The organism is Peribacillus sp. NPDC101481 (assembly GCF_044767165.1).
Classification (GTDB): domain Bacteria; phylum Bacillota; class Bacilli; order Bacillales; family DSM-1321; genus Peribacillus.
In genome coordinates this window covers 589,025-609,606 of record NZ_JBIWNJ010000002.1, presented here as the reverse complement: position 1 = coordinate 609,606, position 20,582 = coordinate 589,025, and the positions used below count along the sequence as shown (strand labels likewise).

The window sequence follows — 20,582 nt, the reverse complement described above, 5'->3', positions numbered from 1 at the left end:
AATTATTCATTTTGTTCTATAAAAATTCAATAAATTTAGACAGTTTGTTTTATTGCCAATACTTTTTTAATTTTATTTATCGCCCTATCGATCTCCGATTCGGTAACTGTCAGGGATGGGAGTAAACGAAGTACTTTAGGACCTGCACTCAATACAAGTAAGCCCTCTTCTTGCAGTTCCATTAAAAACACCTGAACATCTTGTTTACACTCAATTCCAACCATCATTCCCAGACCGCGAATCTCTTTCACTTCTTCCATGCCCTTCAATGCTTTTGCCAATTGGCTTTTAAGGTATTCAGCCTTTGAAACGGTTTCTTTTAAAAACCCTGAATGGAAAATTTCCTTTAACACGGCTTCAGCTGCTGAGACACTGACGGGATTACCTCCAAAAGTGGATCCATGACTTCCAGGGTTAAAAAACTCAGACAGCGCTTCCTTCCCAATCATCGCCCCGATTGGCATGCCATTTCCCAGTCCTTTTGCAGAAGTGATAATGTCCGGTTGGATATTGAAATGCTGGAATGCGAATGGCTTCCCTGTACGCCCTATCCCCGTCTGAATTTCATCTATGATGATGAGAACTCCGTGTTCTTGGCATTTAGTTTGAATAGCGTCCAGATATGATTGCTGTACAACATGTATGCCGCCTTCTCCCTGAACGATTTCAATCATTACAGCTGCCGTATTTTCATCAATGGCTGCTGTCATCGCTTCATTATCATTAAATGGAACATATTCGAACGAAGCTAGCATCGGTCCGAAACCAGTCTTGATTTTTTCCTGCCCCGTTGCAGCCATCGTTGCAAACGTACGGCCATGGAAAGACTGCTGACATGTGACAATTTTGCTTTTCCCGGTAGCTTTACGTGCTAGTTTGATAGCTGCCTCATTCGCCTCGGCACCGCTGTTGGCAAAGAATACCTGACTTAAACCAGAGGCATCAGCCAGCATTTTTGCTGTCCGTTCCTGTATGGAACTTTGAAACATATTCGATACATGCCAATATTTATCAAGCTGTTCCGTGACGGCCGTTTTTACCTTCTCATGACAATGTCCAAGATTCACTACCCCGATTCCGGATGTGAAATCCAAATACTCTTTACCTGTTACACTCGTAATCTTCAATCCTGACGCTTTTCTTGGCTCGATGTTCCACCTTGCATATGTTGGAAATAAAGAACTCATTGTAATACCCCTTCCTCCTGAAGAAATTTCGTACCGATGAATTGACCGCCTTGATAAAAATGATCTTTCCCACTAACGATCATAACTTCATCAATCCCTTTATTCAGCACCGACAACGCTGTATTGACCTTCGGGATCATTCCCCCATGGATACTTCCATCCATGATCATATTCTTCGTTTCCGTTTCATTCAATTTCTCGATGATCTTCCCGTTCTTCAAGACCCCTTTAACATCGGTTACAAATAAACACATATCGGCCGATAGTGCCTTCGCTACAGATCCTGCAGCCATATCGGCATTCACATTTAATTTAGTGCCATCTTCGGTAGTTGAAATGGGCGTCAATACCGGACAATAACCTTTTTCGAATAAAAGCCCGAATAATTCCGTATTGACTTGTTGTATTTCACCAACAGCTCCAAGTTTCTTTTCATCGATATAATCACCTGTGAGAATTCCGCCGTCTGAGCCATTTAACCCGACTGCCTTGATGCCATGAGCCTCCAATTTATGAACGAGGCTTCGGTTTGATTTGCCTGCCAGCATAAGTTCCACAATTTCCAACACTTCAGTGGTCGTTTTTCTTAACCCATCTTCAAATACAGGTTCAATTTCAAATTTTTCAAGCATTGAATTTATATCAGGGCCGCCTCCATGCACAAAGACGATATGGTAGCCGCGGTTTTGTAACTCTTTAACACTATTGAAAAACGACTCCGATAACTCGTTAATGATGCTGCCGCCGCACTTAATGACTAATATGTCCATACTTTTCACCTCTTACGAACGATAGCTTCCGTTTATTTTCACATAATCATAGGTTAAATCGCAGCCCCATGCCGTGCCTGATTCATTACCATCTTTCAAATAAACATTAATGATGATACTTTCATTTTCCAAGTATGCTTTGGCATCTTCCTCAGAAAACATTATTGGCTCACCATCTTTAAGTACGACAATGTCACCAAAAACGATCGTTGTTTGATCGGGATTGAATACCACTCCGCTTCTTCCCATCGCAGCAATGATTCGTCCCCAGTTTGCATCCGCTCCAAAAGCTGCCGTTTTCACTAGATTTGACCCAACGATCGTCTTCGCCATCATCTGTGAATCTTGCTTCGTATTCATGCCATGAACATTCACTTCTATCAGTTTTGTGGCACCTTCTCCGTCTTTCGCAATTTGTTTTGCGAGATTTTCCGAAGTTTGCTTTAATAATTCCAGGAAGATGGACCATTCCGGATGGTCAGGTGTCAAAGGTTCATTGTTCGCTTCTCCATTCGCGAGCACCAACACCATGTCGTTCGTTGAACAGTCGCCATCAACCGTGATTTGATTGAATGTATCATTGGTAATCGAGGATAGTGCCTGCTGTAAATCAGCCGGTTCAATTACAGCATCCGTCGTAATGAAGCCGAGCATTGTGGCCATGTTTGGATGAATCATTCCCGAGCCCTTTGCAGCACCGCCCATTTTCACGGTTTTGCCATCAATGATTGTTTCATAACCACAGCTCTTCGTTACGATATCCGTTGTTAAAATGGCTGTACCAAAAGCTTCAGCCGCTTCAGTTGTATTTTCTGGCTGCAATGACGCTATGCCTTTCCTTACCTTTTCCATTTCCATGAATTCCCCTATGACTCCTGTTGAAGCCACTGCAAATGAATGGTCCTCCAAACCGAACTTTTGAGCAGCAAGCTTCCTCATTTCCTTTGCATCTTTTAAACCCTGTTCACCTGTACAAGCATTCGCACAAGCACTATTCACTACAATGCCGTGTAGTTTCCCAGTAACGGCAATGCTGTCTTTCGTTACATTGATTGGAGCTGCTTGAACTATATTTTGTGTATAAACGGCAGCGGCTGATGCTGGGACATCGGTAAAAATGATGCCAACGTCCTTTTTAGAATAGCGTAATCCTGCATGGACACCTGACGCTTTGAACCCTTGGGGCATTAAAATGTTTCCTTCTTGAATATGTTTGATTTCTTCAACTTGCTGTAGTGTATTCATTGTTTCCCTCCAAAGTTTACGGATATATCGGACTGTTCCATAGTCCTGCCGTTTCTTCTAGTCCCATTAATATATTTGCATTTTGAATGGCCTGCCCTGCAGCACCCTTCACTAAATTATCAATTACCGAAACCACCGTTACCTTACCTGTCCTTTCATCATAATCGACGCCAATATCGCAAAAGTTCGATCCATATACCTGTTTCGTGGATGGAAAGCGATCAAGGGGCTGTACCCGGACAAATGGGTGGTTCTCGTATACGGTTTCGTATAAATCCTTTAATTCAACATTTGAGGTTTCCCGATTTACCTTAATATACATCGTTGCCATAATCCCTCTCGTCATTGGAACAAGATGTGTATTAAAGGTAATAGGTTGTATACCTGTTGACCATCGCCCAAGCTGTTGTTCGATTTCAGGTATGTGTTGATGTTGATTTACCTTATATATTTTAAAGTTCTCATTCATTTCACTATAATGGGTAACTGCCGAAGGTGATTTACCCGCCCCTGAAACCCCGGATTTTGCATCGATGATCACATCGGCAGCTGCTCCCGCCAATCCTTCAGTGAATAAAGGGGCAAGACCTAATAGTGAAGCGGTTGGGTAGCACCCAGGATTTGCAATAATCGTCGCTTTTTTGATTGCTTCGGCATTCCATTCAGCCAACCCGTATACGGCCTCTTCAATAATATGCTGAGGCGCGGCCGGCTTTTTATACCAGTGCTCGTATTCACCTGGAGTTTGAAGCCTGAGGTCTCCTGATAGGTCGATCACTTTAATGTCAAGGTCAGAAAATTCCGAAATCAATTGCGAGGAAACACCGGAAGGAGTTGCAAGAAATACAATATCGGATTTTTTTGCAATCGCTTCCGGATCAATTTTTTCTAATGTATCTTTCATATGCATTAAATGTGCATTATCTTCATATAAACTTCGACCAAATTGGGATGAAGTATGCAATGATTTTATTTTAAATTGCGGGTGATTATTCAAAAATCTTATTAGTTCCATTCCTCCATAACCCGTTGCACCTACTATTGATACGTTCATAAAACCATCTCCTATAATTTCAGGTCCCTGTCATTCTTTGATTCTATTATTATATGACTGAATAAAAATAAAATCAAATGTATTTTTATAAAATTTAAAACATAAATTTTACATGAAAAATTATCCAACGAAAATCCTAGAATTATCCAAACTTGTTGACTACTAGGGTTTTTTCCGTTTAAATCAAAGGTAGTAATTGAGTAATGACGCTATCTGAAAGGTGGTCATATGCATGAATGAATTATCGTTATCTAATCGGATGCATGCAATTTTAGATAATAAACAACAAGTTAAACATATGGAAAAAGGGCGCTACCTTTTTCAAGAGAGCACCCCAGCAAGTGATTTGTATTACATTATTAAAGGGAAAGTGGAAGTGAGCAAGGTTGTTCCCGACGGTCGGGAATTGACTATACGCATTAGTTCGGAGAATGATTTGGTTGGGGAAACCGTCTTATTTTCTCAAAATCCTAAATATATGATGAATGCAAAAATGATGGAAGATGGAACTGTTGCGGTTATCTCCAAAGAAGCATTAGAAGATAAAATCGCCTCCGATAGCCATCTTGCAGTCGAGATGATGACATGGTTATCCGCTCAAAACCGTAAAAACCAGGCTAAATTCCGCGATATGCTCCTGCACGGTAAGAAAGGTGCATTTTACTCAACCCTCATCCGTTTATCAAATAGCTATGGCACTGAAGCAGAAGACGGTAAAGTTATCAACCTTCCCTTTACAAACCAAGAACTCGCCAATTTTTGCGGCACATCCCGCGAGGTGGTCAATCGAATGCTTGCTCAATTAAGGAAAAACAATGTCATCTCCATTAAAAAGGGACGCATTACGATTCTTGACTTTGACTATTTGAAACAGGAAATCGACTGTGAAAACTGTCCAATAGAAATTTGTACCATCGATTGAATCCTTCCCATAAAAAAGCAGCAATACATAATGCCTTACTGTTCTTAAAATGATTGGAGTTTATTTCACGCTAAATCCATCCCTAGGATTATTGAATTATTTTCATTGCCTTGTGTCCTATATAAAAATGCATAAAAAAAGTATAAAATGACTGACATCAGTTCCTGACAACTATTCAAAAAAAGGGATGGCATAACTGCCATCCCTTTTTTTACTCATTCGGACGGATTACCCGCCAATGAATGACATTTCGATTTTTTCCTGTTTCTTCACCGTTCCCGCTACCCGCTCATCCGAATAGCGGTCGTCCCTACGGTTCCAAAGTGAAATGATGAACCCGGTCAATTCTTCATCTGTCATGTCGGAACGGAGCAATGACTTCAAGTCATTTCCCTTTCCATTAAACAGGCATGTATATAAACTTCCATTAGCAGAAAGACGTGCACGTGTACAACTTGAACAAAAAGACTCGGATACCGAGGTTATGAAGCCCACTTCTGCATTAGTGCCTTTATAACGGTAGCGTTTTGCCACCTCTCCAAAATAATCTTCTTCAACCGGTTCAAGATCGAATTCGGTTTGGAGCATCGCAAGCAGTTCTTTTTTCGTAATGACATTCTTCAACTGCCAGCCATTTGTATGTCCGACATCCATGAATTCTATATAGCGTAATTGAATGCCCTCATCTTTACAAAATCGGGCCATCGGCAGGATTTGAGATTCATTGGTTTCTTTTTTCACAACCATATTCACTTTTACGCCAAGCCCTGCTTCCTTGGCAGCAGCGATGCCTTCAATAACTGGCTTTATGCCGATATCCCTGCCGTTCATCTTCTTGAAAAGGTCGTCATCGAGGCTGTCCAAGCTGATATTCACCCTTTGCAAACCAGCTTCCCTCAAATTCACGGCATGTTTTTTCAAGAAGACCCCATTCGTGGTCAGTCCAATATCTTCAATGCCTTCAATTTTAACGAGATTTGAAATCAGAGTGGTAAGATCTCTCCGTAGTAATGGTTCACCGCCAGTCAACCTTAGTTTTTTTACCCCTAAGCCTGCGAATATTTTAGAAAGCCTTACAATTTCCTCATAAGATAATAGCTCACTTTTAGGCAGGAACTGAAAATTATCGTGAAAAATTTCAGCAGGCATGCAATACTGGCAGCGAAAGTTACAGCGATCTATGACTGAAATCCTTAAATCCCTTAGTGGCCTGTCCAATGAATCTTTAATTTGACTGTTCAATTAACCACTCCTAGCCGAAAGTATTAGAAAAAACCAGACCATAAAAAAGTGGCTCCTTGAATGGATTCACTTTTTTTGACTGGCTTTTTATTTCTATTACAGAGTTTTCATTTGATACCTAATGCAATTTTAGCATATCTGGACATTTTGTCTTTCGTCCATGGCGGACTCCAGACAATCTTCACATCCGTTTCCTTGACCTCGGGGATATCTTCCAGAACCAATTTAACTTGATCTACGATCGTCCCAGCCATCGGACAGCCCATTGCTGTCAATGTCATCGTCACCGTAGTCAGACCTTCCTCATCCATATCCACATCATATACCAAGCCTAAATTAACGATATCTATACCAAGCTCAGGGTCAATGACCTGCTCCAAAGCTCCCAAAATAATGTCTTTTGTATCTTGATCCACTTCGATCACTCCTTTTATGGATAATCTCTTCGTTTTAGATTATCGGTTTCATCATTATGTCCGTATAAGCATCATAACAGATTTTGTGTAAGTACTTAAGCATTTTGCACAGCTGACAGTAAATGTTTCGCGAACCAGTCTGCTGTCTTTAGCACTCCTTCTCTACTGACCTTATGTCCAGCCTTGGGGTCAAGGATAAAATCAATTTTTTCATCTGCCTTATCATACCCTGGTTTGACCCCTTCATAAAAACGGTATGCATGTTGATAAGGCACAACCGGATCTTTGGCACCATGCCAAAAAAGAAGCGGACGGTTGCAAAGCTTATCCTGATTAAGACTCAAATCAAATGGCTTGAGCTGTTCAATCACCTTGGCAACTTCCTCATCAGTAGCTGGGAAATTAACTTTCCTTTTCTTAATCTCCTCCATTTGGAGCTCTGCATACGCGACATATGATGGGTTACCCATTAAACTGACTCCGGCGGAAATCCATTCATAAGCAGCCAGGGCCCCATTAGTCACTATCCCCCCCATGGAGGTACCCGCTACGCCAATTCTGTCGGGATCAATTAATTTTCGGGATAATAAATCATCCTTCAGCAAAGATAAATCCTGGATTGTCTGTAAAACCATTTCCCAAAAACGGGGCATCATTTGAGAATCACTTAAACCGGCTTCCCTTTCCCCATGATGAATCACATCGGGTAGAAGCACCCGAAACCCCTTTTCAGCCAATAAATAAGCATAGTGTAGATTGTGCTCTTTTGCACTTTGAAAACCATGTATAAAAATAATAAGCGGCAATTCCTGTTTGAAAGTGGTTTCTTCACCTAGGTGCAAGACAGGAATATTTCCAATTAGTTCTTTTTCAATTATTATCAAGTTAACCCCTCCGAATAATTTGTTCCGGTCTTTCCAATACCATTATCAAAATGGCATTGGCATTCATCATTTCATTCCTTTAAACCTGAGCTTCGCTTTAATTATCTTAATCCTGGATATAGTAATATCATACAGGAATGCATAAAGAATGAAAAAGATTTACATTTACTTTAAAATAGGCTTAACAATATTCACATATAATGAAATCAAAAAGAACAGAAGGTGTGTACATGGCTGAGAAACATTTGATCGTATTGGATCTTGATGGTACTTTACTTACAGATAACAAAACAATTTCTTCAAGGACTAAAAAAACACTCCTGAAATTAAAAGAAGATGGACACGAAGTTATGATCGCCACCGGGCGTCCCTTTCGCTCAAGTGAACTTTATTACCGGGAATTGGGGTTGAATACACCAATCGTTAATTTCAATGGTGCTTTCGTCCATCACCCATTACATACAAGCTGGGGGGTATACCACTCTCCACTGGATATAAATGTTGCGAAAGAGATTGTCGAAGCATGTGATCAGTTTAAATATCACAACATAATCGCAGAAGTCCGGGATGAAGTTTATGTCCATTATCATGATGAAAAATTGATGAACATGTTCAATGTAGGAAATCCGATCATGAAGACAGGTGACTTGCGCAATTACCTTCAGGATTCCCCAACTTCGATGCTAATTCACACAGATAGTGAATTCGTAGGACAGATTCGCCAGCATTTATCCGATGTTCATGCAGAATTGGTCGATCATCGCCGCTGGGCAGAGCCTTTTCATATCATCGAAATAATAAAAAGCGGGTTAAGTAAAGCCGTAGGGCTTAAACGGGTATCCAACTATCTGGAAATTCCTCAAAATAGGATAATCGCCTTCGGTGATGAAGATAATGATTTGGAAATGCTTGAATACGCGGGAACCGGGGTGGCCATGGGAAATGCGATCTCACCAGTAAAAACGGTAGCAAATACGACTACATTGACGAATGAAGAAGATGGTATAGCCGTCTTCCTCGAAGAAAAATTCAATATAAAAGCCTAATACGTCATTTTTTACCTTCATAATATCGACCTTTCAAGCCAAACTAATATGGACAACAGATCCATTCAGTTGTCGAAACGCTCAGAATCGGAGGAGATAAGAATGGGTAAAAGCAGTAAATCTAAACGATTTGTACAGCAGGGCAAAGAAAGTGTTGCCAAGCATGCCGAAAAAATCCCTTATCACACTACGTTTGAAGAAGCAGAAAAAGACAGGTTAAGAATTATGTCTGAACAAAGCTATGGTGGCTTCTAATGGGAAACAAATTATTTCAAAAGGCAAGGGAATTTGTTGAAGAAGCTCTCCACTCTGAGCATGACGGTGACCAGCAAAAGACAGAGGAAATCGCTAAAAACGCTCTTTCATCAGCCTTTGCCAATACGAACGAGGCCGAAAAAGAACAACTGCGAGAACTTCAGGAAGAGCTGGAAAACCACTCTAAATAACGTGAAAGCCTCCAGGATTCCTGGAGGCTTTCGCTTGTTTCAATTGTTATTTCGTGCCTTACCGCCTTTTTCACCGATCTCTTTATAAAAGTCTTTACCATGGGAATCTGCAGTGGCTTCCCCACCCTTTTGTCCAATTTCTTGATAGAATTCCTTATCATGATTATCCGATGTGGCTTCTCCGCCCTTTTGCCCAATTTCCCGGTAAAAATCCTTGTCGTGATTTTTAGATGTGGCTTCCCCGCCTTTACGGCCTGCTTCCTGTCTGCTCATTTTTTCGTCGTTGGCCATTTTCATCACTCCTTCTAAGATTTTAAATTGGCGCTACAATATAAGAATTAGCCGTTTTGTACAGGCAATAAAATTATTACGCCCAAATACTGCCTTTTGTAATAGAAGTGTAATGGCCTAGATTTTTTGTTAATATCATTCCCTGCGGAAAGTTCCAACAATGCCTGACGTTTCTATGATGTTTGTGAAAGCGTGTGGATCCACTTCCTTGATGATCCGTTCAAGGTCATACAGTTCATACCTTGTAATGACAATCAATAACATTTCCTTAGTTTCGTTAGTGAACGCACCTTTTGCGGGAACCCTTGTAATTCCGCGAACTAATTTAGCGTGGATTGCCTGTTTAAGCTCTTCGCTTTTCTTTGTAATGATCATGGCCGTAAGCTTTTCATGACGCGTATGTATCGCGTCCACGACACGTGTCGATGTATAAAGGGTAACAAGTGTATACAAAGCTTTTTCCGGTCCATAAACAGCACCTGCCGTTACAATGATCACGCCATTCAGCAGAAATAAATAAGTACCTACAGGTTTATCTTTCTTACGTGAAAGAAGCATGGCGATAATATCCATTCCTCCAGTCGATGCACCGTATTTCAATGTGATCCCCACACCTACTGCAGCAATGACTCCGCCAAATACCGCATTCAACAATATGTCAGGTGACCAGCGTGTAATCGGAATGATTTCCATAAATAAGGACATCAAGGCAACACTGAGGAAACTATAAAAAGTGAAAGACTTTCCAACCTTTCGCCAAGCAATGATCGTTACTGGAATGTTCAATAAAAGCAATAGAATACCTGTCGATACATTAAAAGGAGCAAAAGAACCAATCATCCTTGATAGAAGCTGGGCAACTCCCGTAAAGCCGCTTGCATATACGTTTGCCGGTATTAGAAAAAAGTTCATTGCAATGGCATTAAGCAATGCTCCGACCACAACTATGATAATTTTCTTCATTTCACCACTAAACATCCTAAAAACCTCCATTTCACCCTTATTCTATTATCTTTTTACCCTTAATTATTTATTCTATTTACGTAGAGATTGAATTTTCACCGTTACGTGCTACACTAAAAAGTAGAGTGACCACTCATTTTTCTAAAAATTGTAAAAAGAAAGCAGGTGTATTATGGCTATCACAATTCTTGCAGATAGTGCATGTGATTTGCCGTTGTCTTTCTATAAGGAAAACAATGTTTCATTAATCCCTTTACAAGTCCATCTTGACGGGGAAAATTATGAAGATTTACTTACTATTAATTCTCACGAAGTCTATCAGGCGATGCTTGAAGGAAAAGCCCCGAAAACATCGCAAGCTTCCCCAGAATACTTTATAGAACTTTTCACACAGTTTGCCAAGGAGAAAAAACAAGGGATATATATAGCCTTTTCTTCTGAGTTATCAGGAACATATCAAACGGCAGTGATGATTCTTAATCAGGTGAAGGAAGAGTACCCTGAACTTGACATTGAAATCGTCAATACGAAATGTGCTTCAATGGGCGTCGGTTTAATTGTAAAGAAAGCGGCCGATCTGGCAGCAAACGGTGCCACTAAAGAAGAAATCCTGGCTGCCATCGAATTCCAAACGCGGCATATGGAGCATCTATTCACTGTAGATAACCTAGAATATCTGGCCCGTGGCGGCCGCATCTCCAAGACATCTGCCCTTGTTGGCGGTTTATTAAACATTAAACCGTTATTGCATGTTGAAGATGGGAAGCTTGTTCCGCTCGAAAAGATACGCGGCAAAAAGAAATTGATTAAACGTGTAATCGAATTAATGCACGAAAGAGGCAAAAATTTAACAACCCAAACGATTGCCATCAGTCATGGCGATGATGAAGAAACGGCACTGGAATGGAAGGAAGCCATCCAAAATGAATTTGGGACAACCGACTTCATGATCCATACAATTGGCTCCGTCATCGGTGCACATGCCGGTCCTGGCACAATTGCCCTCTTCTTCTTAAACGATACCCCTGAGAAATCATAAACATACATACTCCCTTCCATAATTGTGAACAATATATATTGATCAGATTATGGAAGGGAGTTTTCACTATGTCCAAAACAACCGATGACAATAAAAGGCCCAAAGATAACCAAGCAAGAAATGCTGAAAAAAATATCGCTTATCAGGAAAACCTTACTGCAGGTAAGCACTCCTATTCGAAGAAAACGGACCATAAATGAAGCGCGGGGCTAGTCCCCTCGCTTTTTTAATATCGTTTATATAGTTGTCTTCCTATCACACTTTCTCTATAATAAAGGAAATAAACCCTGCTGGAGGTAAGTGATGGCAAAGGAAAATTCATTTGATATTGTTTCGAAAGTAGACTTTTCAGAGGTAACGAATGCAGTTACCATGGCTATGAAGGAAATACAGACTCGCTATGATTTTAAAGGGAGCATAAGCAGCATCTCAATTGAAAAAGAAGACCTGGTTCTAGTATCCGACGATGAATATAAGCTCGATCAGCTGAAGGATGTTCTCATCAGTAAGCTCATTAAACGTGACGTACCCGTCAAGAACCTGGATTATGGCAAATTAGAAGGAGCTTCTGGCGGAACCGTTCGCCAACGGGCTAAGTTAATTCAAGGCATCGATAAGGAGCAAGCAAAAAAAATCAATACCATCATTAAAAATAGCGGTCTTAAAGTGAAAAGCCAAATCCAGGATGATCAAATCCGGGTTACCGGTAAGAACCGGGATGATTTACAAGGAATCATTTCCGCGATCCGGGGCGCTGATCTGTCCATTGATGTACAATTCCTAAATTACCGCTAAGTATCAAGGGCTCACCTGCTTTGGGTGGGTCTTTTTTTATTTGTTGCAACGGCCTCCATAAGAGTTCATCCCCCCCTTTTTCTTCAAATGAATCACCTTCATGGAACATGGAAAGACTAGTCATGTTCCCTTCAGTTAAAACATTAAACAAGACTTCATTTGGGTATTTTTTCCATGTTTTCTTTTTCCTAAAAGAAGGAATAGAAAAAGCGTAGATAATTAAATGGGAGGCGTTTATATCTTGACTACTCAAAACCAAAATCAGAACAAACAAGGATTTCCACCTCAACATCAGCAGCATCAACCTGGACTGGAAACAAAAATGGAACCGAACCCTGATTCAGTGAAAGCTGCCTACAAAGGAAGCGGCAAATTAAAAGGTAAAACGGCAATCATAACAGGAGGAGACAGCGGAATCGGTAAATCGGTTGCCATTTACTACGCTAAAGAAGGAGCTAATGTGACAGTTGCTTACTTGGATGAACACGAGGATGCCAAAACGACAAAAGAATTGATTGAAAAAGAAGGCCAGAAATGTTTACTCATTTCCGGTGATATCGGTGATGAAGCCTTCTGCCAGGAAGTCGTCAAAAAAACGGTTGATGAATTTGGCGGTTTGGACATTCTAGTCAACAACGCCGGAGAACAGCATGTGCAGACAAGTATCCTGGACATTTCAGCTGAACAATTGGAAAAAACGTTCCGCACGAATATTTTCTCGATGTTCCACTTAACTAAAGCTGCATTGAAGCACCTTAAAAAAGGAAGCAGCATCATTAATACAACCTCTATCACAGCCTATCAGGGCAACCCAAAACTAATCGATTACTCTTCAACAAAAGGTGCAATACTTTCATTTACAAGAGCCCTGTCGAACTCCATTTCAAAAGATGGCATCAGAGTGAACGGTGTGGCTCCAGGCCCGATCTGGACACCGCTGATTCCTGCCTCATTCGGCGAAGAGGATGTTGCCAAATTCGGACAGGATACTCCAATGGGCCGTGCAGGGCAACCAGAGGAATTGGCACCAGCCTATGTATATTTGGCAAGTGATGATTCATCCTATGTCAGCGGACAAGTCATCCATGTAAACGGCGGGACCGTTGTAAACGGATAAGCCTTACCTTTCCAAAAGCAGTGGATTTCACAAATCCGCTGCTTTTGCTCTTTCAAGCAGGATATTACCGGTTAGCGCGGAATATATGATTGGAAGGAGTGGAGTCATTTTTGAAAAAAATTGTAGATCCATGGTTTACCGTTCAGGAATTGGACCCAAATACGTTTGCAATCAGTGAATATGGTCATTGGGAGAAAGTTCATTCCTATTTATTACTTGGGGAGACCCGAGCTGCGTTAATAGACACAGGGTTAGGCATCGGTTCGATTAAGGGGATTACAGACCAGCTTACCGATCTTCCTATTACCGTCCTGACTACACACGTTCATGCGGATCATATTGGGGGTCACGGTGATTTTGATACCATTTATGTTCATGGTGATGATGCCAATTGGCTAATCAATGGCATTGATGGTTTGTCCTTGGAACAAATAAGAAAGAACATGGCCCGGGATATAACATTACCCATACCTGAATCATTCGATCCTTTTACATACAAGCCATACCAGGGGTACCCTGATAGGCTCTTATCTGATGGGGACACGATCGATCTCGGGAACCGTAGTTTAATCATTTATCACACGCCTGGGCATTCACCTGGCCACATCTCAATTTTGGATAATGAAACAGGTTATTTATTCACTGGCGACCTGCTCTATTCAGATACCCCCGTTTATGCATTTTATCCCTCTACGAGCCCTGAAGACCTTGTTAATTCGTTAGAAAAAATCGCAAAGATCAAGGCAGTCTCCAAAATCTATGGCGGACACAACCAACTCGGCCTCGAACCAAGGATTCTTGAGGAAGTTCTAGCAGCCATTAAATATCTTAAAGGGAATAAATTAGTCAGACACGGAACGGGTGTACATGCATTCAAAAGTTTCAGCGTACATTTCTAGCAAAAAAAGGCATTGCTTTTGCAATGCCCTTTTCTTTAATAAGTCATGGCCATTGCACCTTGCTTGATCGATCTGCAGGAGTGCCTTTCCACGAAATGATGTGGAATGATGGTCCCGGCAGGAGCATCCCCAGTCTGCAGCATGTGAATGATGCCTTTAGCGGCCTGATATCCCAAATCAAAAATATTAATATCTACGGAAGTCAGGGCCGGTAATGACAGTTCAGAGAAAAGAACGTTATTGAAGCTGACGATTGACATTTCTTCGGGAGTGCGCACGCCCATCTCGCGAAGTGAATGGACGATGCCAAGTGCCATGAGATCATCACTGACCACCAAAGCGGTAGGTGGTTCATCGATGGATAGTAACCTTTTTGCAGCGGCTTGTCCCCCTTCATGCAAAAAATCTTCATGCAGGGTATATTCCATCCTTCGATCAATTCCAGCCCTCTCCAATGCCCGTTCATATCCTGATAAGCGATCAAGGGTCATCACAAGGGATTCATCACCTCCGATGAATCCAACCCTTTCATGCCCTAGCTGTATAAGGTAATCCGTTGCCTGTTCGGCTGCCAAGACATTATCATTATCAACATATGTTATCTCCTCGATGTAATCATAGGGCTTCCCAATGATTACAAATGGAAAAGCCCTTTCTCTCAAATAGGTCAGAATGTGATCGTTCATCCTTGAATACATCAGGATTATTCCATCCACCATACCCCCCTGCACCATATTCACTACTCCTTCGTAGATTTCATCTTCGGTTTTTCCCGTGCTTAGCAACAAGGAATAGTGGTTTTCCTGGGCTCCCTCACTTAGACCCTGGAGGATCGTCGGAAAAAAGGGATTTTGATAATAATCATTTGACGAACTTGGCATTACCAAACCAATGATCCTGGTCGATTGATTGGCAAGACTACGTGCAATGAAGTTTGGATGGTATCCTAATTTAGTCATCGCCTTACGTACCCGTACCTTTGTTTTTTCACTTATCCGAGGATTGTTTGCAATCACTCGAGAAACTGTTGAAGGAGCAACATTCGCTAGCTGTGCCACATCTTTTATTGTGATGGCCATGCATTTCCCCTCTCCCCTCTTAGCCTTTATTGACTTCATTTTAAAAAAAGGTGAATACCAATAAACACTTCTTTAATATTTGTTTTATATTTATACATTTTGTATGTATTCATAATACACTCAGTTCAATAGTTATATCCATACTTTTTTTAATGTTTGTTCAATTTTTCAGAAAATACTTACTTTTCCGTTTTTTTTCATCTATATTTTAAAATTCAAAAAGAAGCTGATGTATGATCAGCTTCTTCAAAAACGACAGGTGTATTGGAAAATAAGAAGTCAGACGACTAACTACATAGGTTTTAAGCTAATTTCCAATCAAGTCCATAGCAAATCAATAACGATAAATCCTCGTTTCATATGGACGTAAATCAATAAGGGATACCTCAGGGCAATCATCATAATTAGCTAGTAAAAGTTCCATTTTCCCCCAATAGGAAAGGTCGATTTGATGGTGATTCATACTAAAGTTACATATTACCATGACTGAATTATCATTCATGTTTCTTGTATAAATATAAAGTTCAGGATGATCTTCCCATAACAATTCATATTCCCCATAAACGAGGACCTGATGTTTTTTTCGAAGTTCAATCATCCTTTTATAAAAATGATAAATGGATGACGGATCATTTTTCTGCTGTTCTACATTAATGGCGCGATAATTTGGATTAACCCTCATCCAAGGTGTTCCATGGGTGAATCCGCCATTTTCAATATCGTTCCATTGCATCGGTGTTCGTGAATTATCACGGCCGCTATGCCATATAATGTTCATGATTTCATCATGAGGACGACCTTTCGAGGTCTCTATCCGGTAGAAGTTTTTCATACCGACATCATCATAATCATCAATCGAATCAAATTGGACATTCGTCATGCCAATTTCCTGACCTTGATAAATAAAAGGTGTCCCTTGCATAAAAAAGTATAGGGCCCCTATCATTTTTGCGCTTTCCAACCAAAATTGTTGATCATTTCCCCAGGTGGATACACTTCTCGGCTGGTCATGATTTTCAAAAAACAAAGCATTCCATCCTTTGTTTTTCAGCCCCTTTTGCCATTTGGTCATTGTGCGCTTTAACCCTTGAACATCAACATCGTGATTCTGTCCCCTATTCCAAAGCCCTAGATGTTCAAATTGAAAGATCATATTGAACTTCCCCTTCGATTCCCCGACCCATTCTTCCGCCTGCTCAATCCTGACGCCATTGGCCTCACCGACCGTCATGATATCATACTTAGAGAAAGTCTCTTCTTTCAACTCCTGAAGGTAATCCAGAATTCCGTCCTGATTGGTATGCATTTCAAACGCAGGTACATACTGATGCCAATAAGGATTGGGCATATCCGGAAGGCCTTCACGCTTATGAATATGCGTGATCGCATCAATCCGGAAGCCATCGATTCCCTTATCGAGCCACCAATTGACCATTTCATATAATGCCTTTCGCACATCAGTATTTTTCCAGTTTAAGTCTGGCTGCTTTTCGGCAAATAAATGTAAATAGTATTGATTGGTCCTTTCATCGAATTTCCAGGCACTTCCGGAAAAGATGCTTTCCCAATTATTAGGCTCACGGCCGTCCTGCCCATCCCTCCATATATACCAATCCCGTTTCGGATTATCGCGGGAAGAACGTGACTCGACGAACCAGGGGTGCTCATCACTTGTATGATTCAAAACAAGATCGAGTATCACCTTCATCCCACGTCCATGAACATCTTTCAATAATAGATCAATATCTTCAATTGAACCGAATTCATCGGAAACTGCTTGATAATCACTAATATCATAGCCATTATCCGCATTGGGAGATTTATAAAATGGACAAATCCAAATAACATCTATCCCCAAATCCTGCAGGTAGTCAAGCTTAGATATCAATCCTTTTATATCCCCGATTCCATCACCATTACTATCCATGAAACTGCGCGGGTATATTTGATAGCAAACCGCTTCTTTCCACCAGGTCTTATTCATGCTGTAACCTCCCGATCCTGTTTTCCACAAAGCCTTAGGGACAATGTTTGGCGGCTACCGACAATCGAGAGGCATATGATTATTTTGGTTGGTTTCGTTTTGAACGCTTAATAACCAAAGCAATGAATATACCAAAAATAAGAAGAACCAATCCTATAACTAACAGGTAAGGAATATTAATAATCGACTTAGGTGACAGCGTGTAGACTTCTGTCGTCTCCCTGTCGATTACGATAGAGTAGCTGTTGTCCTTACTGCGGACCAGATCCCCATTCAGCATACCTCTCAACTCTTTATTGCTTTCAAGCTCCTTATCAGTAAGGTTTATCGTTTGAGTTTCAGTCGTATTGTTCATGGCGACGACAATCGTTTCTTCACCATATACACGCTTGAATACCGAAGCCCCACCTTTTTCATATAAAAGCTCCATATCCCCTTTTTTCAATGCTGGGTACATGTCTCTGAGGTCAGAAAGCTTTGTTATATATTCCACCAATTCCTGTTCTGTCTTAAAATTCATCAATTTATGATTGTCCGGGGCAATATCGCCGTTCAAGGCAATTTCCGAACCATAAAATACGATTGGCACCCCTGGCATAGTATAAAGATACGACAGCGCCATTCTCCATCTGGAACCTGGATTTTCGTTATGGTCGGCTGCATCCTTTGTAAACCGGGGCATTCCCTCTGTATCCATGAACAATGCCTGATGGGCATTGCCCCCTAATTTATCTTCGCTTTTCGCAAACGCATCAAAAACAGGTTTTAATTCTTTATCGGGTGCAGCAAATGCTTTCCGTAGCTCTGAATTTTGCGGATAAGCCATAAAAGCATCGATACCCGTCTCCTTGTAGCTTGAAATCAATTCGGCATCACCTTGCACATCGCCGATTGTATAGAAATTTGATTTTTCAGATTTAACTGCATCCACAAATTCCTTCCAAAAATCCTTCGCTACGTATTGGACTTTATTTATACGGTATCCATCAATATCGGTTTCCGTTATCCACCATTTGGCAGCATCCAGTAAATATTTTCTTGTTTCCTCATTATCTTGATTCAAATCGGGAAGACCATCGACCCAGCCTGTTTCCAAATCCGTTTGGCTACCGTCCTTGGAAATCTTTTTTTCTTCATGGAACCAATCTTGTTTTTTTTGATCGGTCAGCCAAGTGGAGTCAGGACCCACATTATTTGCTTGAAAATCAATGATCACCTTCATATCACGTTTATGTGCCTCATTCACGAGTTTTTTAAACTCTTTCATTGTCCCATAGTGTTTATCCGTTTTATAAAAATCGGCCACCCAATCGCCATGATAGCCTTTTTCATCGTTAGCGAAAATCGGTGAAAGAATGATAGCGGTATAACCCATATCTTTTAAATAATTAAGTTTCTTCGTGACACCTTCGAAATCCCCACCATTAAACGCGGAAGGGTCATTCACGTTCGCATCTCCATTATTTTGAGTATTCCCATCGAAAAATCTGTCGACCAATAATGAATATACGATTTCATCCTTCCAAGTTCGTTGTTCTTTTTCAGCTGCTCCTACTGGAATGGCGTAAAAAAGAAGCAACGGAATTAAAGCGAGTGATAACACTCTTTTTCTCATATCCGCTCTCCTCCTAGCTATCTCTTTACGCCTTTAAGATTAGCCTTTTGACCCCTTAACGTCAAATCCAATTTATAAAAAACTTTACACTAAAGGGACAAATTGGGGATACTGGTTATGGTTTCTGAATTAAAAAAGGCAGAACATGATTAACGTTCTTTATTTATCGTCTTGACCGCTTTATCCAAAGCCCTTTTTGGTTTTGCTTTTTGAGTGGTCATTTCATCCATGGCTGAATTCATCGGTCCCCATACCTTATTCATTTCCGGAATATTCGGTACTGGTTCAGCGTATTGTAATTGTATGCTTAAGGCTTGTGCCCTTTCATTTTCATTGATTGCGGCATTGTGTTTGATTGATTTATTCGGAGGGAATTCCCCTGTTAAATCATAACGCTGCATTGCATTATCATCATTAGTCAAATATTCAACTAACTTCGTAGACCAATAAGGATGTTTTGTGAATGCTGTTACATGCCAGCCTTTGATTTCCATGAACGTTTTCATTGGCTTGCCATTGGGCAATTCAGGCATGGGGGCAATTCCTGTATCCTTCCGCTCGGTAAATGAGTTCCCGTCACTCATGATAGAAGCCAAATTCCCTTGCATGAACAACTTTTCGATCGCTGCCTTGTCGCCTTTGGGAATCAAACCCGCCCTATACCATTTTTGGATGTATGCAGCCCCTTTTATGGCACCCTTATTATTCAAACCAATGTCGGAAGGGTCTAGTTTCCCATTCTTATCTTTAAATATATAACCTCCCATTCCAGCGATTACTCCATACGAATCATGGAAACCATTCCATTTGGCGTAGTAACCATGAACGTCACCCTTTCTTAATTCCTTCGCCATTTTATAAAGGCCATTCATCGTCTCAGGAGCCTTAGCCATCAAATTTTTATTATAAAAGAAAACGGATGTGTTTACGGATTTCGGCAATCCAAATACCTTATCTTGATACATTTCCCCCCTAATTGAAGGTTCAATGAAGGCATTCAATACCTCATCTTCCACCTTCACTTCCTGAATTAAGCCTTCCTTCACGATTTGCCCGACTCTTTCATGAGAAAAAGTTACGACATCCGGGGCCTTTCCGTTTCCGATTGGCCCATCACGACGAAGCCGTTCATACATCTCGGTAGCTATTTCAAGCTCTTCATGCTCAACGTTGATTCCATATTCTTTTTCAAAAGCTTCAATCACCGGCTTTAGGGCCTCCGCTCTACCTTTTTCCTCCCAAATGATCAATTTTTCCGGCTTCGCTTCATTGCTGGCTTCGTCTTCCTTTTCCTTATTTTCTTCTTTCACTGCTTCATTTTCCAAATCTGAACTGGAACCACAAGCACTTACACTAACGATCAAAAACATGGACATGAACAAATGAAAAATCAGCTTCTTCACTTTGATTCTCCTTTTTAAAATGTTTATTCTATCATGTCCAAAAGCACCAAATAATACCGTTTTTTCAGTTCAGTACTTCAAATAAAGCCACTTAATGAAAGCGATGCCAAAGCTATTGTTATCATTATATGAACGGCTTTGGTTTTTACAACATTTTCCTTGGTGTATTTATTTCCTTGTAGTGA

21 protein-coding genes and 1 pseudogene are annotated in these 20,582 nt (G+C 40.8%); 9 read left to right on the top strand and 13 right to left on the bottom strand.

Going from position 1 to position 20,582, the window contains the following annotated elements; genetic code table 11:
• Positions 1-35 precede the first annotated feature (35 nt).
• The 4 genes from ACIROD_RS12940 to argC are packed head-to-tail and all read right to left on the bottom strand — an operon-like array spanning position 36 to position 4,256.
• Complete coding sequence (locus ACIROD_RS12940; protein WP_402941341.1) at positions 36-1,187, bottom strand: acetylornithine transaminase; 1,152 nt, start codon at positions 1,185-1,187, stop codon at positions 36-38.
• Positions 1,184-1,957, bottom strand: a complete 774-nt coding sequence (gene argB / locus ACIROD_RS12935) for an acetylglutamate kinase (RefSeq protein ID WP_402941338.1) — start codon at positions 1,955-1,957, stop codon at positions 1,184-1,186. The genes ACIROD_RS12940 and argB overlap by 4 nt, the downstream gene beginning before the upstream one ends.
• Positions 1,958-1,969: 12 nt before the next feature.
• On the bottom strand, positions 1,970-3,202 hold the full coding sequence (argJ, locus tag ACIROD_RS12930; protein ID WP_260356926.1) for a bifunctional ornithine acetyltransferase/N-acetylglutamate synthase: 1,233 nt from the start codon (positions 3,200-3,202) through the stop codon (positions 1,970-1,972).
• A 16-nt stretch (positions 3,203-3,218) separates the two neighbouring features.
• Positions 3,219-4,256 (bottom strand): N-acetyl-gamma-glutamyl-phosphate reductase, encoded by a 1,038-nt coding sequence (argC, locus tag ACIROD_RS12925; RefSeq protein WP_230177377.1) that lies wholly within the window; start codon positions 4,254-4,256, stop codon positions 3,219-3,221.
• 232 nt (positions 4,257-4,488) lie between these two features.
• On the opposite strand from argC, the gene ACIROD_RS12920 reads away from it, so the two are divergent.
• Positions 4,489-5,178, top strand: a complete 690-nt coding sequence (locus ACIROD_RS12920; RefSeq protein ID WP_101224132.1) for a Crp/Fnr family transcriptional regulator — start codon at positions 4,489-4,491, stop codon at positions 5,176-5,178.
• A gap of 228 nt (positions 5,179-5,406) precedes the next feature.
• On the opposite strand, the gene moaA is transcribed toward ACIROD_RS12920, so the two are convergent.
• The 3 genes from moaA to ACIROD_RS12905 all read right to left on the bottom strand — a co-directional run bounded on the left by moaA (position 5,407) and on the right by ACIROD_RS12905 (position 7,720).
• The gene (gene moaA / locus ACIROD_RS12915) at positions 5,407-6,420 is read right to left on the bottom strand and encodes a GTP 3',8-cyclase MoaA (RefSeq protein WP_402941332.1); all 1,014 of its coding nucleotides are present in this window, start codon (positions 6,418-6,420) and stop codon (positions 5,407-5,409) included.
• A 107-nt stretch (positions 6,421-6,527) separates the two neighbouring features.
• Entirely contained in the window at positions 6,528-6,836 is a 309-nt protein-coding gene (locus ACIROD_RS12910; RefSeq protein WP_034314562.1) for a metal-sulfur cluster assembly factor, read from the bottom strand.
• Positions 6,837-6,931: 95 nt separating this feature from the next.
• Positions 6,932-7,720: an alpha/beta fold hydrolase gene (locus ACIROD_RS12905; RefSeq protein WP_230177371.1), complete on the bottom strand. Its 789-nt coding sequence runs from the start codon at positions 7,718-7,720 to the stop codon at positions 6,932-6,934.
• Between the two features lie 230 nt (positions 7,721-7,950).
• Here ACIROD_RS12905 and ACIROD_RS12900 point away from each other — a divergent pair, with 230 nt between their 5' ends.
• From ACIROD_RS12900 to ACIROD_RS12890, 3 genes are all read left to right on the top strand, one after another.
• Entirely contained in the window at positions 7,951-8,766 is an 816-nt protein-coding gene (locus ACIROD_RS12900; protein ID WP_101224135.1) for a Cof-type HAD-IIB family hydrolase, read from the top strand.
• A gap of 102 nt (positions 8,767-8,868) precedes the next feature.
• Positions 8,869-9,021, top strand: a complete 153-nt coding sequence (locus ACIROD_RS12895) for a hypothetical protein (RefSeq protein ID WP_202190617.1) — start codon at positions 8,869-8,871, stop codon at positions 9,019-9,021.
• Positions 9,021-9,212: a DUF3813 domain-containing protein gene (locus ACIROD_RS12890; protein WP_101224136.1), complete on the top strand. Its 192-nt coding sequence runs from the start codon at positions 9,021-9,023 to the stop codon at positions 9,210-9,212. The genes ACIROD_RS12895 and ACIROD_RS12890 overlap by 1 nt, the downstream gene beginning before the upstream one ends.
• 42 nt (positions 9,213-9,254) lie before the next feature.
• Here the strand turns inward: ACIROD_RS12890 and ACIROD_RS12885 are convergent.
• Both ACIROD_RS12885 and ACIROD_RS12880 read right to left on the bottom strand, forming a co-directional pair.
• Positions 9,255-9,503: pseudogene (locus tag ACIROD_RS12885) on the bottom strand (KGG domain-containing protein); the annotation flags it as partial.
• 135 nt (positions 9,504-9,638) lie between these two features.
• Positions 9,639-10,481 (bottom strand): YitT family protein, encoded by an 843-nt coding sequence (locus ACIROD_RS12880; protein WP_402941325.1) that lies wholly within the window; start codon positions 10,479-10,481, stop codon positions 9,639-9,641.
• A gap of 157 nt (positions 10,482-10,638) precedes the next feature.
• On the opposite strand from ACIROD_RS12880, the gene ACIROD_RS12875 reads away from it, so the two are divergent.
• The 5 genes from ACIROD_RS12875 to ACIROD_RS12855 all read left to right on the top strand — a co-directional run bounded on the left by ACIROD_RS12875 (position 10,639) and on the right by ACIROD_RS12855 (position 14,316).
• On the top strand, positions 10,639-11,505 hold the full coding sequence (locus ACIROD_RS12875; protein ID WP_101224138.1) for a DegV family protein: 867 nt from the start codon (positions 10,639-10,641) through the stop codon (positions 11,503-11,505).
• Positions 11,506-11,573: 68 nt separating this feature from the next.
• Positions 11,574-11,705, top strand: coding sequence for a DUF3941 domain-containing protein (locus ACIROD_RS12870; protein ID WP_082196697.1), 132 nt, complete (start codon positions 11,574-11,576; stop codon positions 11,703-11,705).
• A gap of 103 nt (positions 11,706-11,808) precedes the next feature.
• Positions 11,809-12,300 (top strand): YajQ family cyclic di-GMP-binding protein, encoded by a 492-nt coding sequence (locus ACIROD_RS12865; RefSeq protein ID WP_101224139.1) that lies wholly within the window; start codon positions 11,809-11,811, stop codon positions 12,298-12,300.
• A 241-nt stretch (positions 12,301-12,541) separates the two neighbouring features.
• Complete coding sequence (locus ACIROD_RS12860; protein ID WP_402941320.1) at positions 12,542-13,417, top strand: SDR family oxidoreductase; 876 nt, start codon at positions 12,542-12,544, stop codon at positions 13,415-13,417.
• Between the two features lie 119 nt (positions 13,418-13,536).
• On the top strand, positions 13,537-14,316 hold the full coding sequence (locus tag ACIROD_RS12855) for an MBL fold metallo-hydrolase (protein WP_402942907.1): 780 nt from the start codon (positions 13,537-13,539) through the stop codon (positions 14,314-14,316).
• 35 nt (positions 14,317-14,351) lie between these two features.
• On the opposite strand, the gene ACIROD_RS12850 is transcribed toward ACIROD_RS12855, so the two are convergent.
• The 4 genes from ACIROD_RS12850 to ACIROD_RS12835 form a co-directional block, all read right to left on the bottom strand.
• Positions 14,352-15,395 carry a LacI family DNA-binding transcriptional regulator gene (locus ACIROD_RS12850; protein ID WP_101224141.1) on the bottom strand — a complete coding sequence of 348 codons (1,044 nt, stop codon included), beginning with the start codon at positions 15,393-15,395 and terminating at the stop codon, positions 14,352-14,354.
• Between the two features lie 334 nt (positions 15,396-15,729).
• A complete protein-coding gene (locus tag ACIROD_RS12845) occupies positions 15,730-17,379 on the bottom strand; it encodes a glycoside hydrolase family 13 protein (RefSeq protein ID WP_101224142.1) in 1,650 nt (549 codons plus the stop codon).
• A gap of 79 nt (positions 17,380-17,458) precedes the next feature.
• Positions 17,459-18,994, bottom strand: coding sequence for an alpha-amylase family glycosyl hydrolase (locus ACIROD_RS12840; protein ID WP_402941315.1), 1,536 nt, complete (start codon positions 18,992-18,994; stop codon positions 17,459-17,461).
• A 149-nt stretch (positions 18,995-19,143) separates the two neighbouring features.
• Positions 19,144-20,397: an extracellular solute-binding protein gene (locus ACIROD_RS12835; RefSeq protein WP_402941312.1), complete on the bottom strand. Its 1,254-nt coding sequence runs from the start codon at positions 20,395-20,397 to the stop codon at positions 19,144-19,146.
• Positions 20,398-20,582: the final 185 nt, after the last annotated feature.